This is a genomic window from Bombella mellum, assembly GCF_014048465.1.
Classification (GTDB): domain Bacteria; phylum Pseudomonadota; class Alphaproteobacteria; order Acetobacterales; family Acetobacteraceae; genus Bombella; species Bombella mellum.
Genome location: NZ_PDLY01000001.1, coordinates 348,075 through 363,605, shown reverse-complemented (window position 1 = coordinate 363,605; position 15,531 = coordinate 348,075). Strand labels below are relative to the sequence as shown.

13 protein-coding genes are annotated in these 15,531 nt (G+C 61.9%); 8 read left to right on the top strand and 5 right to left on the bottom strand.

Annotated features, from left to right (window positions below):
- Positions 1-108: 108 nt before the first annotated feature.
- On the top strand, positions 109-870 hold the full coding sequence (locus tag CPA56_RS01560) for a competence/damage-inducible protein A (protein ID WP_182040285.1): 762 nt from the start codon (positions 109-111) through the stop codon (positions 868-870).
- Positions 871-937: 67 nt separating this feature from the next.
- Here CPA56_RS01560 and CPA56_RS01555 read toward each other — a convergent pair whose 3' ends face one another.
- The 3 genes from CPA56_RS01555 to CPA56_RS01545 form a co-directional block, all read right to left on the bottom strand.
- On the bottom strand, positions 938-1,906 hold the full coding sequence (locus tag CPA56_RS01555) for an acetyl-CoA carboxylase carboxyltransferase subunit alpha (protein ID WP_182040284.1): 969 nt from the start codon (positions 1,904-1,906) through the stop codon (positions 938-940).
- 78 nt (positions 1,907-1,984) lie between these two features.
- On the bottom strand, positions 1,985-2,941 hold the full coding sequence (locus CPA56_RS01550) for a tyrosine recombinase (RefSeq protein WP_182040283.1): 957 nt from the start codon (positions 2,939-2,941) through the stop codon (positions 1,985-1,987).
- A gap of 15 nt (positions 2,942-2,956) precedes the next feature.
- The gene (locus CPA56_RS01545; protein WP_182040282.1) at positions 2,957-3,163 is read right to left on the bottom strand and encodes a hypothetical protein; all 207 of its coding nucleotides are present in this window, start codon (positions 3,161-3,163) and stop codon (positions 2,957-2,959) included.
- A 146-nt stretch (positions 3,164-3,309) separates the two neighbouring features.
- On the opposite strand from CPA56_RS01545, the gene aroB reads away from it, so the two are divergent.
- From aroB to CPA56_RS01515, 6 genes are all read left to right on the top strand, one after another.
- Entirely contained in the window at positions 3,310-4,989 is a 1,680-nt protein-coding gene (gene aroB, locus CPA56_RS01540) for a 3-dehydroquinate synthase (protein ID WP_182040281.1), read from the top strand.
- Positions 4,990-5,201: 212 nt separating this feature from the next.
- Entirely contained in the window at positions 5,202-6,359 is a 1,158-nt protein-coding gene (locus CPA56_RS01535; protein ID WP_182040280.1) for an OmpA family protein, read from the top strand.
- 183 nt (positions 6,360-6,542) lie between these two features.
- The gene (locus CPA56_RS01530) at positions 6,543-6,989 is read left to right on the top strand and encodes a GtrA family protein (RefSeq protein WP_182040279.1); all 447 of its coding nucleotides are present in this window, start codon (positions 6,543-6,545) and stop codon (positions 6,987-6,989) included.
- 99 nt (positions 6,990-7,088) lie between these two features.
- The gene (alaS, locus tag CPA56_RS01525) at positions 7,089-9,728 is read left to right on the top strand and encodes an alanine--tRNA ligase (RefSeq protein WP_182040278.1); all 2,640 of its coding nucleotides are present in this window, start codon (positions 7,089-7,091) and stop codon (positions 9,726-9,728) included.
- Between the two features lie 286 nt (positions 9,729-10,014).
- The gene (locus CPA56_RS01520) at positions 10,015-10,707 is read left to right on the top strand and encodes a carbonic anhydrase (RefSeq protein ID WP_182040277.1); all 693 of its coding nucleotides are present in this window, start codon (positions 10,015-10,017) and stop codon (positions 10,705-10,707) included.
- 4 nt (positions 10,708-10,711) lie between these two features.
- On the top strand, positions 10,712-11,659 hold the full coding sequence (locus CPA56_RS01515) for an endonuclease/exonuclease/phosphatase family protein (protein WP_326831280.1): 948 nt from the start codon (positions 10,712-10,714) through the stop codon (positions 11,657-11,659).
- Positions 11,660-11,729: 70 nt separating this feature from the next.
- On the opposite strand, the gene CPA56_RS01510 is transcribed toward CPA56_RS01515, so the two are convergent.
- Positions 11,730-13,271, bottom strand: a complete 1,542-nt coding sequence (locus tag CPA56_RS01510; RefSeq protein ID WP_182040276.1) for a peptide chain release factor 3 — start codon at positions 13,269-13,271, stop codon at positions 11,730-11,732.
- 90 nt (positions 13,272-13,361) lie between these two features.
- Positions 13,362-13,979 (bottom strand): 30S ribosomal protein S4, encoded by a 618-nt coding sequence (rpsD, locus tag CPA56_RS01505; protein WP_182040275.1) that lies wholly within the window; start codon positions 13,977-13,979, stop codon positions 13,362-13,364.
- A 332-nt stretch (positions 13,980-14,311) separates the two neighbouring features.
- Between rpsD and CPA56_RS01500 the strand changes: the two genes are divergently transcribed.
- A complete protein-coding gene (locus tag CPA56_RS01500; RefSeq protein ID WP_182040274.1) occupies positions 14,312-15,514 on the top strand; it encodes an MFS transporter in 1,203 nt (400 codons plus the stop codon).
- The last annotated feature ends 17 nt before the right edge of the window (positions 15,515-15,531 follow it).

Here is a 15,531-nt window from a genome sequence, read left to right as displayed (position 1 = left end):
TCTCTCCTTTTTAAGGGGCACACTCTTCCATATAATAACGGAAGAATGCTCCAGTTTCACCGCCCGCACCAGACAGCGTTGCGGCCATCATAAGGTAATTGCAGGATCATGGCTCCCCGCACCGCCTGTTTTCTCGTCATAGGCAACGAAATACTTTCCGGCCGCACCCGGGATGCCAACATCCAGGTGCTTGCCCACGCCCTGAATGGCCGTGGCATCCGGCTGATGGAGGTCCGTGTCATTCCCGACATCCCCGACCACATCATTTCCACGGTCAATGACTGCCGGGCACGGTTCGACCTGCTCTTCACCAGCGGCGGAATCGGCCCGACACATGACGACATCACCGCCGCCTGCGTGGCCGAGGCATTCGGCGTGCCGCTGACATGCCATGAGGACAGTTTCCGCCAGCTGGAGGCCCTCTTCCCGGCGGGCGAGTTCAACAAGGCCCGCCAGCGCATGGCCTGGCTGCCCGAGGGGGCGACTCCCATCAGGAACAGCGTCTCGACGGCTCCCGGTTTTTCTCTGGGAAACGTGCATGTCATGGCAGGGGTTCCCCGCATCTTCCAGGCCATGATCGACTGGCTGGCCCCCCGGCTGGAGGCCGGAACTCCCCTGACCAGCACCAGCTGGTACGCCCATGACATCTATGAGGGTGATCTCGCCGAGACACTCACGGCCATCCAGCACGATTTCCCCATGCTGGACATCGGCTCATACCCCTTCGAGGACGGACAGAAACGGGGCGTCGCCCTGGTGGCCAAAGGCTATGACGCCGAAGCCGTCACCCGGGCGGGAGAGACTCTGAAACGTCTCTTCCACGAGCTGGGCTTCACTCCCGTGGAAGGAGACCCGCCACGCACCCCGTAATGAAAGAAGGCCGCCCTTCACCCGGAAGAAAGCGGCCTTCTTTCAGCACGTGGCAGAGCCAAAGCTCCTAGCTGGCCCGTGTCATCTCCAGATACCGCTCCCGGCGGCGCAGGAGGAGGCTTTCCTTCGGAATGGCCTGCACGGTGGCCAGTTCCGCAGCAATGGCCTCCCCGACACGGTTGATGGCCTCGGCAGGCATACGCTGGGCACCACCAACAGGCTCATCGACGATGTGATCTATCAGGCCAAGCTTCTTCAGGTCCTGGGCGGTCAGCTTCAGGGATTCGGCGGCCGTGGGGGACATCTTGGGGTCACGCCAGAGAATGGAGGCGGCCGCCTCCGGTGAAATCACGGAATAGATGGCGTGTTCCAGCATGAGGACACGGTCACCGGCGGCAATGGCAATGGCCCCACCGGACCCGCCCTCACCGATCACGGTGGCGATCAGCGGCACCTTGACCTGGAGGCAGGTGTCGATCGCCCGGGCGATCGCTTCCGCCTGTCCACGGGCCTCGGCATCAATCCCCGGCCAGGCACCAGCCGTATCCACGAAAGTCAGGATCGGCAGGCCGAACCGTTCGGCCATGCGCATCAGACGCTGGGCCTTGCGGTAGCCCTCGGGGCGGGCCATGCCAAAATTGTGACGCAGACGGCTCTCCGTGTCGGAGCCACGCTCCGTCCCGATCACCATGACCGGCTGGCCACGGAAGCGGGCCACCCCGCCAATGAGGGCCTGATCGTCACCAAACACACGGTCCCCAGCAAGGGGCGTGTACTCTGTCATCAGGGATTCGATGTAATCCAGTGCATGGGGCCGCTGGGCATGACGGGCCACCTGCACCTTCTGCAACGGTGTCAGCTTGCTGTAGAGACTGCGGAGCTGCTTGTCCGCCTTCTCCGAGAGACGGGCCATCTCGTCATCAATATTCAGACCATCCAGACCAGCGCCATCATCCTGGCGACCAACCTGACGAAGCTCACCGATCTTGGTCTCAAGCTCGGCAACCGATTTTTCAAAATCTAGGAACTGGCGCATAATCCGCCCGATAGCACGCAAACGGGCCACAAGACAGCCCTAATTTCATCATTCAGGGCGAAAACACGCCCCGATCCCTCACCCCTGCGCTTCAGGCTCCCCCGCCTCACCATCCCTGCCCATGGGATGATGCTGCCGGACAGCCTCTTTCAGCCGCTCCGTCATCACCTGCGTGTAGATCTGTGTCGTCGTGATGTCCGCATGGCCCAGCAGCACCTGAAGGGCACGCAGGTCCGCCCCCCGGTTCAGGAGATGTGTCGCAAAGGAATGGCGCAGCACATGCGGGCTGACCCGCTGCGGGTCCAGCCCCGCCTTGACGGCACAGGCATAGAGTATCTTGTCGAATCCCTGCCGGGTCAGCGGCTTCCTGGGGTCCCTCCCGGGGAACAGCCAGGGGCTGTCCAGAATGGCGTCATAGGCCAGCAGGGCCTCAGCCGCCTCCCGGGCTGCGCTGGAAAACGGCACGAGCCGTTCCCGTCCGCCTTTCCCCCGCACGGGCAGCATCCCGCCCCTGTGCCGCACGCAGGTCGCCGGCAGACTCAGCAGCTCGCTGATGCGCAGGCCGGTCGTGTAGAGCATCTCCAGCGCAACACGGGAGAGCAGGTCCCGCCGCAGGTCCGCATGGCCACTGGTCCCCTTGTCCAGCAGCCGCCGGACCTCCTCCTCACTCAGGGGATGAGGCAGACCGCTGTGATATCGTGGCGATACCTGCCCGGCTGTCAGCTCGTCAGCACGCACGCCCATCTGAAGCATGAAACGGGCAAACTGCTTGAAGCAGGACAGACGGCGGGCCTGCGTGCGGGCCGAAATCCCCGCCCGGCCCTGATCGGCGAAATAGGCCTGCACCTTGCTGCGGCCCACATCCGCCAGCGACAGGGGAGCACACCACCGGGCAAAATCCTCAAGATCGGCCCTGTAGGCCAGACGGGTCCGTTCCGCCGCACCCCGCTCGGCCACCATCGTCTCGAGGAACGCATCAATCAGGGCCACGGATTCCACGGGAGCCCGTGCGGCCTTCACATGCTGGTCCGTCATGCGCCGTCCGCTCCCTCAGTGCCCCCCGACCGGCGGCAGTTCCGGCAGGCTGGCACCGGCATTCTGGGACGGACCGGCAGGAGCCACGACCTGCGGCGTCAGGTCATGATGGACCATCACCGGGGCCGGTGGCTGCTCCCCATGGGCGGTAAGGAGATACCCACCCCCGGCCAAGACCACGAGAACCAGCAGGACCAGTGCCAAACGGACAATGGGTTTCATAGATACGGCTCCATACCAAAGGATACGCCCCGCTTATAGAAGGATACGCCACTTTTAAAAACCCTCTTCTCTCCCCCTTCCCGCCACTGCGGGCCGGAATGACGGGAGGCCTACCCCCACCCCCCGGCCCGTGATAGGAGAACGGCATGTCCCTTTCTTCTTCCCCTTCCATGCAGCCTGCCGGGCCGCCCTTCCACATCATCGTCCTTGTCGGCCTCATGGGAGCCGGCAAGACCACGCTCGGCCGACTGCTGGCGCAGCATTATGGCATCCCGTTCATCGACACCGATGCCGAGATCGAGAAGGCCTGCCGCCAGAGCATTCCCGAAATCTTTGCCCAGCATGGCGAGGCCCATTTCCGGGCGGGAGAACACCGGGTCATCCGCCGCCTGCTCAGGGGAGGCCCCTGCATCCTGGCCACGGGCGGCGGAGCCTGGATGCACCCCCAGACCCGTTCCCTCATCCACAGGAGGGCGGACGTCTGCACCATCTGGCTGCACGTCCCCATGCCCGTCCTGCTCCGGCGGCTGCTCGGCAACCGCAGCGGCCGCCCCCTTCTGGCACAGGGGAACCCGGAAGACACCCTGCACCGCCTCGCTTCGGAACGCTATCCACGCTATGCCGAAGCCGACATCATCATCGACTGTGGAGACGAAAGCGTGGAACAGGCCACCCGGACCATCACCGAAACACTCGCCAGCACGACACTGCCCCATCACGTTCCGGTTTCGCTCGTCGGCCACAGCTATGAAGTCCTCATCGGTAATCACCTTCTGGAAGATGCCGGACTGCGGATCAGGCCACACCTCCCCAACGGCCAGGCCATCATCCTGACGGACGACACCGTGGCCGGGCTGCACCTGCCCACGCTGGAGGACAGTTTCCGCCGGGCCGGAATCCGTTTCCACACCATCACCGTCCCGGCCGGGGAAGGCAGCAAGTCCTTCTCCCGCTTCGAGGCCGTCATGGAGGAGATTCTGACCCACGGAATCGAACGGGGAAGCACCATCATCGCCCTCGGGGGTGGCGTTATCGGGGACCTTGCCGGTTTCGTGGCGGCCACGGCCCTCCGGGGCATCCCGTTCATCCAGATTCCCACAACCCTGCTTGCCCAAGTGGACAGCTCCGTTGGCGGGAAGACGGGCATCAATGCCATGGCCGGGAAAAATCTCATCGGAGCCTTCTGGCAGCCCCGTCTCGTTCTGGCCGACACGGCCGCCCTCGGCACCCTGCCCCGCCGCCAGCTCGTGGCCGGCTATGCGGAGATCGTGAAGTCCGGCCTGATCGCCGATGCAGACCTGTTTGCCTGGTGCGAACGGAACGGACAGGCGGTACTGGACGGACAGGCCGAGGCACTGGGCGAGGCCGTCCGCCGTGCCTGCGCCTTCAAGGCCGGAGTCGTGCAGGAGGATGAGCGGGAGCAGGCCAGCTCCGGCGGACGTGCCCTGCTCAATCTGGGCCATACCTTCGCCCATGCCTTTGAGGCCGAGTTCCATTATGACGGCCGTCTCTTGCATGGGGAGGCCGTCTCCATGGGCCTGCACATGGCACTGGCCCTGTCCGTCCGGCTGGGACTGGCACCGGCGGAGGACCTCGCCCGTCTGGACGCCCACCTCCATGCGCTGGACATGCCCGTCGGGGCTACGGACCTGCCCCACAGGCTCAGCACTGAGACCCTGCTGTCTCACATGAAACGGGACAAGAAAATGCGTGACGGGAAGATCACGTTCGTCCTGCTCCGCAGAATTGGCATGGCTTTCACCTGCCGGGACGTCGCCACGAACGATGTCCGTGCCCTGCTTCTTGATGAAGGTTTCGCCCCGTAAATCCTGCCTTCTTCTGGCCCAAATGAAGCTTATGTGTTCTATTGGTCACAGTGGTCGGTCCATCTCCATGAACGGACGGAAAACCACTTAACTTCATGCCTCGTTTCCATTACATCTCAGTTATCGGCCGCGCTGGCTCAACACGGTGATCGTTCCGACGCCCGCCAACCGTAATGGCCGTAAGTATACAGAATTAAGGACTGAGGAAGTAAATGCGTATTCGTAATGCACTTCTCGCCATGACCTCGATGGTGGCTCTGCCGTCATTCGCCATGGCCAGCACGATCACCGGCCCGTATGTCGACATGGCAGGCGGTTACAACCTGGTTCAGCATCAGCAGTTCCGCCAGGGTAACCCGGGTACCTCCCACGGCCGTGGCATCGGTGGCAACGCCCACTCCGGCACCGGCTTCAACGGCTACCTCTCCACCGGTTACGGCTTCGGTAACGGCCTGCGCCTCGAGATCGAGGGTACCTACAACCAGACGCACATCACCCGTCTGGGCGGTGCCTTTGCCGCTGGCGGCAACCGCAAGGCTCACGGCAAGAGCGAAGGCTGGGGCGGGTTCGCCAACGTGCTGTATGACATCGATCTCGGCATGTTCGGCCTGAACGATGTTCCGGTCACGCCGTTCGTCGGTATCGGTGCCGGTTACATGTGGCAGCGTTATCGCAGGGTCTACAACCGCAGCACGGGCCGTCCTGACCCGAACTTCAACAACACCCAGGGTGGTTTCGCTGCTCAGTTCATCGCTGGTGCCGCCTACGACATCCCGGGCGTTCCTGGCCTGGCTCTGACCACGCAGTATCGCTTCATGGGCCAGACGGGCTCCATGAGCGGCGTGACCAGCGGCCGTCAGTACCTGCATAACAACAACGAGAACCATGGCAAGGGCGACCGCGTGAGCTTCAACACGCGCTACACGCACCAGTTCATGCTCGGCCTGCGTTATGCATTCAACAATGCTCCGCCGCCGCCGCCGCCGGCTCCGCATGTCATCGTTCCGCCGCCGGCTCAGGCTGCCCGTACTTACCTCGTCTTCTTCGACTGGGATAAGTCCACTCTGACAGGCCGTGCCCGCGACATCGTTGCCCAGGCTGCCCAGGCTTCCACGCACGTGCAGACGACACGCATCGAAGTTAACGGTTACACCGACAACTCCGCTGCTCATCCGGGTCCGCGCGGTGAGAAGTACAACATGGGTCTGTCCCTGCGTCGTGCCAACAGCGTCAAGGCTGAGCTGGTCCGTCTGGGTGTTCCGGCTACCGCCATCGACATCCACGGTTACGGCGATGCCAACCCGCTGGTTGCCACGGCCAAGAACACCCGTGAGCCGCAGAACCGTCGTGTTGAGATCATCCTGAAGTAATTCAGCTGATCACGGCCGACCCTTCTCGGGGTTACGGAAGAAAGGGTGCCTCCGGGCACCCTTTTTTTGTCCAAGGCAACAGCTGCACCAGTTTTCTCCGCAAACCTTTACCTTTCCCACGCAGAGCTATGTTAGAGTAGCCGAGTTTTCCGTAACTATCTGTCTGGCTGCCCATTCCGTCATATGATCGAACAGTTCATTCCCAAAAGTCTGGTGAAGTTTCTTCCGCTCATGCAGCGTTTTTTCTATTTCGGAATCGTCGGGGCCGTGGGGTTTCTGGTGGACTGGGCAAGCCTGTCACTCTTCCGCCACGCCGTAGGACTGCGTATTGCCGCCCTGCTGGCCTATGTCGTTGCTTCCAGCAACAACTGGATACTGAACCGTTACTGGACATTCCGGGACTGTTGCCGCAAACGGCACAAGGTCCATCATCAGTGGGGCCGTTTCGTTCTGGCCAACCTGCCCGGCTTCATCATCAACCGTGGAATCGTTCTGGCCCTTTTCAGCCTCTGGCCCCTGACACGCCATTATACGGTCATTGCCCTTCTCTGCGGCACGGCTGGCGGCATGTTCATCAATTTCACGCTCTGTAGCCAGTTCGTCTTCCACAAAAAGAAGCCTCTCCTGTAATCCGGTTTCCCTCCATGAGGCTCCATTTCCAAGAGACGGAAAATCAGCTAGAAAGCGGGGACTGTCTCTTCTTTTTCCGGAACCCGGACCTACAGCCTCATGATCAGTACCAACGACATCCGCACACAATTCCTCCAGTATTTTGAATCTCACGGGCACCGCATTCTTCCGTCTGCCTCTCTGGTTCCGCAGAATGATCCGTCCCTGCTCTTCACCAATGCGGGAATGGTCCCTTTCAAGAACGTCTTTACCGGACAGGAGACCCTGCCTTTCAAACGGGCCACGACAGCCCAGAAGGTCGTCCGGGCCGGCGGGAAGCATAACGATCTGGACAATGTCGGCTACACGGCACGCCATCACACGTTCTTTGAAATGATGGGGAATTTCAGCTTCGGAGATTACTTCAAGGCTGAAGTCATCGAATTTGCGTGGAACCTGCTCACCAAGGGCTTCAACATCCCTGCCGAGAAGCTGCTCGTCACCGTCTATGCGGACGATCATGAGGCCGCCTCCCTCTGGAAGAAGATCGCTGGCCTCTCGGATGACAGGATCATCCCCATCGCCACGTCCGACAATTTCTGGCGCATGGGCGATACCGGCCCCTGCGGTCCGTCTTCCGAAATCTTTTACGATCACGGTCCTTCCGTGGCCGGTGGCCCTCCGGGCAGCCCTGATGAAGACGGCGACCGGTTCGTCGAGATCTGGAACCTCGTCTTCATGCAGTTCTTCGAGGAAGGCGAAGGCAAGCGGACCAATCTCCCCCACCCTTCCATTGATACCGGCATGGGGCTGGAGCGTTTCGCCGCCGTCATGCAGGGCAAGAAGGACAATTACGACACGGACACGATCCGTGCCCTCATCGAGGCCTCTGCCGACCTGCTGAAACAGGATGCGGATGGCCGCTTCAAGACCAGTCATCGTGTGGTGGCCGACCATCTGCGGTCCACCGCCTTCCTCATCTCCGATGGTGTTCTGCCCTCCCGTGAAGGACGTGGCTATGTGCTGCGCCGCATCATGCGCCGTGCCATGCGTCACCTCCACCTGATGGGAGCGAAGGAGCCGGTCTTCTACCGTCTGCTGCCTGCCCTCATCCAGCAGATGGGCCATGCCTATCCTGAGCTAAACCAGCACAAGGCCCTCATCACCGAAACCATGAAGGGTGAGGAAGAACGCTTCTCCGCCCTTCTGGGCCGTGGCATGGCCCTGCTGGAAGACGAGATGGGCCGCCTCTCTAGCAACGGTCAGCTGCCCGGTGATGTGGCCTTCAAACTCTATGACACGTTCGGCTTCCCGCTGGACCTGACGCAGGACGTGCTGCGTGAGCGTGGCCACAAGGTCGATGAGGCCGGTTTTGAGAGTGCCATGGCCGAGCAGCGTCAGCGTGCCCGTGCCGCCTGGGTTGGCTCCGGTGACAGTGCTGTGGAGACCGTCTGGTTCGATGCCCGTGACCGCTTCGGCAGCACGGAGTTCCTCGGCTATGTGAGCGAGGCCGCCGATGCCCAGGTGCAGGCCATCTTCCGTGGCAGCGACGAGCTTGCCGAAGCCAAAGCCGGTGACGAGGTCGCCATCCTGCTCAACCAGTCCCCCTTCTATGGGGAAAGCGGTGGACAGGTTGGCGACCATGGTACGCTGACAGCCCCGGGCCTGCGGATCGAAATCACTGACACGCAGAAGAAGAACGGCTCCCTGATCGTCCATTATGGCCTCATCGTGGAAGGCACGCTCAGGCCGGGCATGGATGTCCATGCCGAGATCGACCACGCCCGCCGCACCGCCGTGCGGGGGCATCACTCCGCAACCCATCTCCTGCATGAGGCCCTGCGCCGCCATATCGGTGAACATGTCACCCAGAAGGGCAGCCTGAACACGCCAGACCGTCTGCGATTCGACATCAGCCAGCCCCGTCCGCTGACGGAGGATGAACTGAAGACCATCGAGGCCGAGGTGAATGCCCGCATCCGCCAGAACAGCCCGGTCGAAACCCGCCTGATGACACAGGAACAGGCCATCGAAAGCGGTGCCATGGCCCTCTTCGGTGAGAAATATGGCGATGAGGTCCGTGTCGTCTTCATGGGCAATGAGGATGAGAAGAACCGCCAAGCCTACTCCATCGAACTCTGCGGCGGTACGCATGTGAACCGTCTGGGCGAGATCGGCCTGTTCCGCATCGTCTCCGAAAGTGGCGTCTCCTCCGGCGTTCGCCGTATCGAGGCTGTCTGCGGGGCGGCTGCCGAGCAGACCATCCGTACCAGTGAGGAACGGCTGGCCGAAATGGCCGCCCTCCTGAAGGTCACGCCTGCCGAGGCTCCGACCCGTCTTGCCGCCCTGCTGGAAGAACGCAAGGCTCTCAATGCGCAGATTTCCTCCCTACAGCACAAGCTGGCCACGGGGGAAGGGTCCGCCTCCAGCGAGACCGTCAATGGCGTCACGCTGGCGGCCCGCTTCCTTGAGGATGTCAGCCCCAAGGACCTCAAGGGGCTGGCTGACGGCCTGCTGAAGCAGATCTCCTCCGGCGTGGTGGCCCTGATCTCCGGTGCCAATGACCGGGGCAGCATCGTCATCGCTGTCAGCAAGGACCTGACGGACCGCTTCAATGCCGTGAAGCTGGCCCGGGAAGCCTCCGCCCTGATGGGCGGCAAAGGCGGCGGTGGCCGCCCTGACATGGCACAGGCCGGTGGCTCCGAACCGGCTGCCGATGCCGTGTTCGCCATGCTGCGCAGGACCCTGGCCGAAGGCTGAACTCTTCAGCCTCCGTCCTCATCACACGATGATCTGGTGGAAAGCGTCAGGCCTGATATGCGGGCCTGACGCTTTTGTCTTGTCAGAAGCCGGACTGACCCTAGGCTGGCCTTGATGGACTGATTCATGAAAGACATTTCATGAGACGGAAGGGCTTTCTGTCTGGACGCTCATTAAAAAAATTTTTAGTGTCCAGCTTATGGGCAGGCTCCCCCGTCTCGCCCATAGTAATCTCCCGGGGTGCAATGACCCCGCATGATGCGTCTTTGATCAGGAAACATAACGTATGGTCTTCCACCGTAACACTCTTCTGGAACTCCTTGATGGCGTCCGCACCTTTGAAGAAGAGGTGTATCCGGAAAAAAAGGATCTCTTCCAGAGTCTGGCTTACGATCAGAACCCACCAACGCTATTCATCACCTGTGCCGACAGCCGCATCAGCCCGAGCCTGATCACCCAGACGGAACCGGGTGAGCTGTTCCTCATCCGCAATGTCGGCAACATCGTCCCGGCCTATGGCAACATGGTCGGAGCCGTGGCCTCCGCCATCGAATACGCCGTCGGTGCTCTGGGGGTGAAAAACATCATCATCTGCGGCCACTCCAACTGCGGGGCCATGTCCGCCCTCATCAATCTGACCACAAATCCGGACAAACTGGCAGACATGCCTACCGTCCGCCGCTGGCTGCACAATGCGGAAGCCGCCGCCGCCACGATCGGTGACCTCCGTGCCGAGGATGTCGGCCCCAAGGATGTCCGTGACCTCGCAGAAGCCAATGTCCGGTTGCAGATCACGCATCTGAAGACGCATCCCATCGTGGCCAAAGCCCTCTCCCGCAACGAACTGAACGTGCAGGGCTGGTATTACGACATCAAGAAAGGGCGCATCTACATCCTCAATGATGAGACCAAGACGGAACATACCGTCAAGGACGCCATTTCCATCCTCAGAAAGAACAATCCGCCCAGCAAGGCCTGAGCGAGTGTCCGTTCCGTCTTCCGAAAGCCGTCTGTCCCCCCGGGCAGGCGGTTTTTCATGCCATCCCTTTCCCACGGGACCGGCCAGCCTCCTTCTGCCGCTGCTCCTCGTCATGGCGATGCTGCTTCCTGCCCGGGCACAGGCCTCTTCCAGCCTGAAACTGACAAGCTGGAACATGGACTGGCTGACGCTCCGTCCTGCCAACGACCACGCCCTGCCTGCCGATGCTCCCACCCGCACGGCTGCGGACTTCGCCGCCCTGCGTCATTACGCCAGCAGGCTGCACAGCGACGTTCTCGCTTTCGAGGAAGTGGACAGTCTGGAGGCCGCACGGCTTGTCTTCCCACCGGAAGAGTATGATCTCTACATCACGCCCGACCACATCACCCAGCGGGTCGGTCTGGCCATCCGCCGTGATGCAGGACTGACCGTCACCATGAACCCTGAGGTCACGGCCCTGAACATCCCCCAGCCGGGCCGTCATTATCCCCTCAGGGGGGGCATGGACGTCACGCTGCACAGGGGAGCCTCCAGCCTGCGGCTTCTGGTCGTCCATCTCAAGACAGGATGCTGGGCACAGCCCCTGACGGCAAAGAAGCGGGCCTGCTCCCTTCTCTACCAGCAGTTCCACGTCATCGAGGACTGGATACTGGACCGGCTGGATGACGGCACACCCTTTGCCATTCTGGGTGACTTCAACCGTCGACTGACCCCGGCCGATCCTCTCATGCAGGCTCTCCAGAGTGACGCCAACCTGACGCTGACCACGGCCGGATTCACCAGCCCCTGCCGCCGTGGTGGTGAACTGTTCATCGACCACGTCCTGCTGGGCAACCGTGCCCGTGAATGGTTCATTCCGGGCAGCCTGCGGGTCATGACATTCCGCAATGTCGGAAAGGAGCTGACCCTCTCGGATCACTGCCCCGTTTCCATCCAGATGAAGCTTCCATAGATCACGAAAAAGCCCGAGACGGTCTCCTGTCCGGGCTTTTCCATGTCTGCACGGTCCCTGCCGGATCAGGTCAGGGCTTCCCGGCCATCCCGATCTGCTTGATGTCATGGAAGCTCAGGGCCTCGTTCATTTCTATGGCCCGGTTCATCATGAAGCCCGAACCGGCAAGGAAGACCGGGTCACCATCCAGATCGTCCGCCATCGCACTCCGGTTGAGGGCCACGAACTGCTCCAGGGCGGCCCTGTCTCCCGTGACCCAGCGGGCCAGCGTGAAAGGCGTGCTCTCGAAACCGACCGGCACGTTATATTCCGCCTGGAGGCGGGACTGCAGCACGTCCAGCTGGAGGGTCCCCACCACGCCCACGATCGGCGGGGCACCATCCTGCGGGCGGAACAGCTGGACGACCCCTTCCTCGGCCAGCTCCACGAGGGCCTGACGCAGCTTCTTCGCCTTCATGGCATCATCCAGCCGCACACGGCGCAGGATTTCCGGCGCAAAATGCGGCACACCCGTGAAGCGCAGGTCCTCGCCATCCGTCAGCGTGTCCCCGATGCGGAGTGTCCCATGATTGGGAATCCCCACCACGTCCCCGGCGAAAGCCTCCTCCACAAGCTGACGGTCCTGGGCGAAGAAGAACTGCGGCGTATGAAGGGCGAACTGCTTGCCGGTGCGCACATGCTTCAGACGCATCCCACGGGTCAGCTTCCCGGAGCAGACACGGGCAAACGCCATGCGGTCCCGGTGATTGGGGTCCATGTTGGCCTGAATCTTGAAGATCAGGGCCGTGACATTCTCCTCCGTCGCCTGCACCTCCCGTGTCTCGGAAGACTGGGCACGAGGCGGCGGCCCATAGGCGGCCAGGGCATCCAGCAGGTCCGTCACGCCAATCTCCTTCATGGCGGACCCGAAGAAGACGGGTGTCAGATGCCCCTCATCGAAAAACTCCTTCTCAAAAGGAGGAAGGGCCACCTCGGCCAGCTCCACCTCTTCCCGCATCTGGGCCAGCCGCTCATCATCTTCAGGCAGCTCTTCCTTCAGATGCAGGGACTTCGTGCGGATGTCATAGATGCCGGCAAATTTCGCCGCACGCCCGACCGGCCACGTCGCCGGGGAGACGTCCAGTGCCAGCGCACTGGAAATTTCATCCAGCAGGGCGAAACAGTCCTGCGCCTCACGGTCCATCTTGTTGATGAAGGTGACGATGGGAATGTCCCGCAGACGGCAGATCTCGAACAGCTTGCGGGTCCGGGCCTCGATGCCCTTGGCGGCATCAATCACCATCACGGCGCAGTCCACCGCTGTCAGCGTGCGGTAGGTATCCTCAGAGAAGTCCTCATGGCCCGGCGTGTCCAGCAGGTTGAAGACACAGCCACCATAATTGAAGGTCATCACCGAGGTGACGACCGAAATGCCACGGTCCTTCTCAATGCTCATCCAGTCCGACCGTGTCCGCCGCCGCTCTCCCTTGGCCCGGACATTCCCGGCCATCTGGATGGCACCACCAGCCCGCAGGATGCGTTCCGTCAGTGTGGTCTTACCGGCATCAGGATGGGAAATGATGGCAAAGGTACGCCGCCGGGGAATCTCCGCAGCAATGGTGGGGTCGGACATGTCAGCCTTCCTGAAAAAAGGGCACGGAAAACGGCAAACGCCGGACGGTGGAACCGCCCGGCGTCTCCATATGCAGCCAGAGGCCGTCTCTTAGCGGGAGTAGAACTCGACCACCAGATTCGGTTCCATCTGCACCGGGTAAGGCACATCGGAAAGCTGCGGAACACGGATGAAGGTGCCCTTCATCTGGCGATGATCCACCTCGATATATTCCGGCACGTCACGCTCTGCGCTCTGGACGGCATCCAGAACAATGGCGAGCTGCTTGGACTTCTCGCGCACCTCGATCACGTCGCCTTCCTTCACCAGATAGGACGGAATGTTGACGCGCTTGCCGTTGACGAGCACATGACCGTGGCTGACGAACTGACGGGCAGCGAACGGGGTCATGGCGAATTTCAGGCGGTAGATGACGGCATCCAGACGACGCTCCAGCAGACCGATCAGGTTCTCGGAGGTATCGCCCTTGCGACGCACGGCCTCATCATAATAACGGCGGAACTGCTTCTCGCTGATGTTGCCGTAGTAGCCCTTCAGCTTCTGCTTGGCCATCAGCTGGATGGAGTAGTCGGACGGCTTCTGGCGGCGACGCTGGCCATGCTGGCCCGGGCCGTATTCACGACGGTTCACCGGGGACTTGGCACGGCCCCACAGGTTGACGCCGAGGCGGCGGTTGATCTTGTACTTGCTCTCAAGACGTTTTGACATCGGTTAGACCCGTATTCTCTCAGGCTGGCGGCCCTGTGCGACAGCCCCTTGTTGCACCGGTAGGTTCTCCCTGCCACCGTGGCGACACTGGGAGAACGGAACGGCCTGCGGGCCTCATGGGACACTGCGCCACAGCACGCACCATCCCGGCCAGACCATCCGACATTCCCGGCAATGGAACTGCCGTTACACGAGGCCTCCGCCTCCTGTCAAGAAAATGCGAAAAACCGGCCCCGTGCCATGACGCAGCTTTAATTTCGGAACATCTTGGAAAAGACAGGCATTATCTCCTATACCGCCTGAATTCCCAATCAGACTGGAGCACTCCCCTTATGGAGCAGACCGAAACGGTTACAGGCCCACGCCTGACCCCACCTCATGGTGTTGCGCCCGCCATTGCGGCCCTTATGCTGGGTACCTTCACCATCGGTACGGGGGAATTCGGCATGATGGGCATCCTGCCCGCCTTCTCCCATGCTCTGGGGATTTCAATCGGGCAGGCCAGTTCCGTCATCTCGGCCTATGCCCTGGGGGTCGTGGTTGGTGCCCCCGTCATGGCCATCGCCGGGGCACGCCTCCCCCGCCGCACCATCCTGCTGCTGCTGCTTGCCCTCTTCTGCATCGGCAACATCGGCACCATCCTGTTCTCGTCCCTCCTGCCCATCGAGATCATGCGCTTCATCACGGGCCTGCCGCACGGGGCCTATTTCGGCATCGCCGCCCTGACGGGGGCCTCCATGGTCGAACGGGCACGGAGAGGACGGGCCATCAGCATGGTCCTGTCCGGCATCATGATCTCCACCGTTATCGGTGCGCCCCTCAGCACCTTTCTCTCCCAGTACGTGCCGTGGGAGGTGATCTATGGTGCCCTGTCCGTCCTGGGGCTTCTCTGCGTCGCCGGTGTCGCCTTCCTCATCCCGGCCGACCAGCCACAGGCCGGCCTCAACGCCCGGTCGGAACTCTCCGCCTTCAGGAATCCCCATGTCATGCTGACCCTGCTGACCGGGGCCATCGGCTTCGGCGGCATGTTCGCCGTCTATACCTTCCTCACCTCCGCCCTGGGGCAGGTGACACATCTCAATCACTGGATGATCACGCTCTATCAGGTCATCTGGGGCTGCGGGATGGTCGCAGGCAATTCCTTCGGGGGCGCCATGATCGACAGGAACCTGGACCGCACGACCATCTTCAGCCTGATCGCCAGCATCATCTTCATGCTGGCCTTCTGGCTGTTCCTCCCCTCCAGCATGGCCATGCTGGTCGTCTGCTTCTTCCTGCCTGCGGCCACGGTCATCCTCAGCCCGGCCATGCAGGCCCGCCTCATGGATGTCGCCGGGGATGCCCAGACGCTGGCGGCCTCACTGAACCACTCCGCCTTCAACATCGCCAACGCCCTCGGTGCCTCACTGGGGGCCATGCTCGTGGAAAACGGGCTGGGCCTCAGCTCCGTGGGCTGGGGCGGAGCCATCCTCTCCGCCAGCGGCCTGCTGATCTATTTCATCACGCTATACGTTGCCCGCCGTCACGCACGGTGAGGCAGGCAACAGGCAGC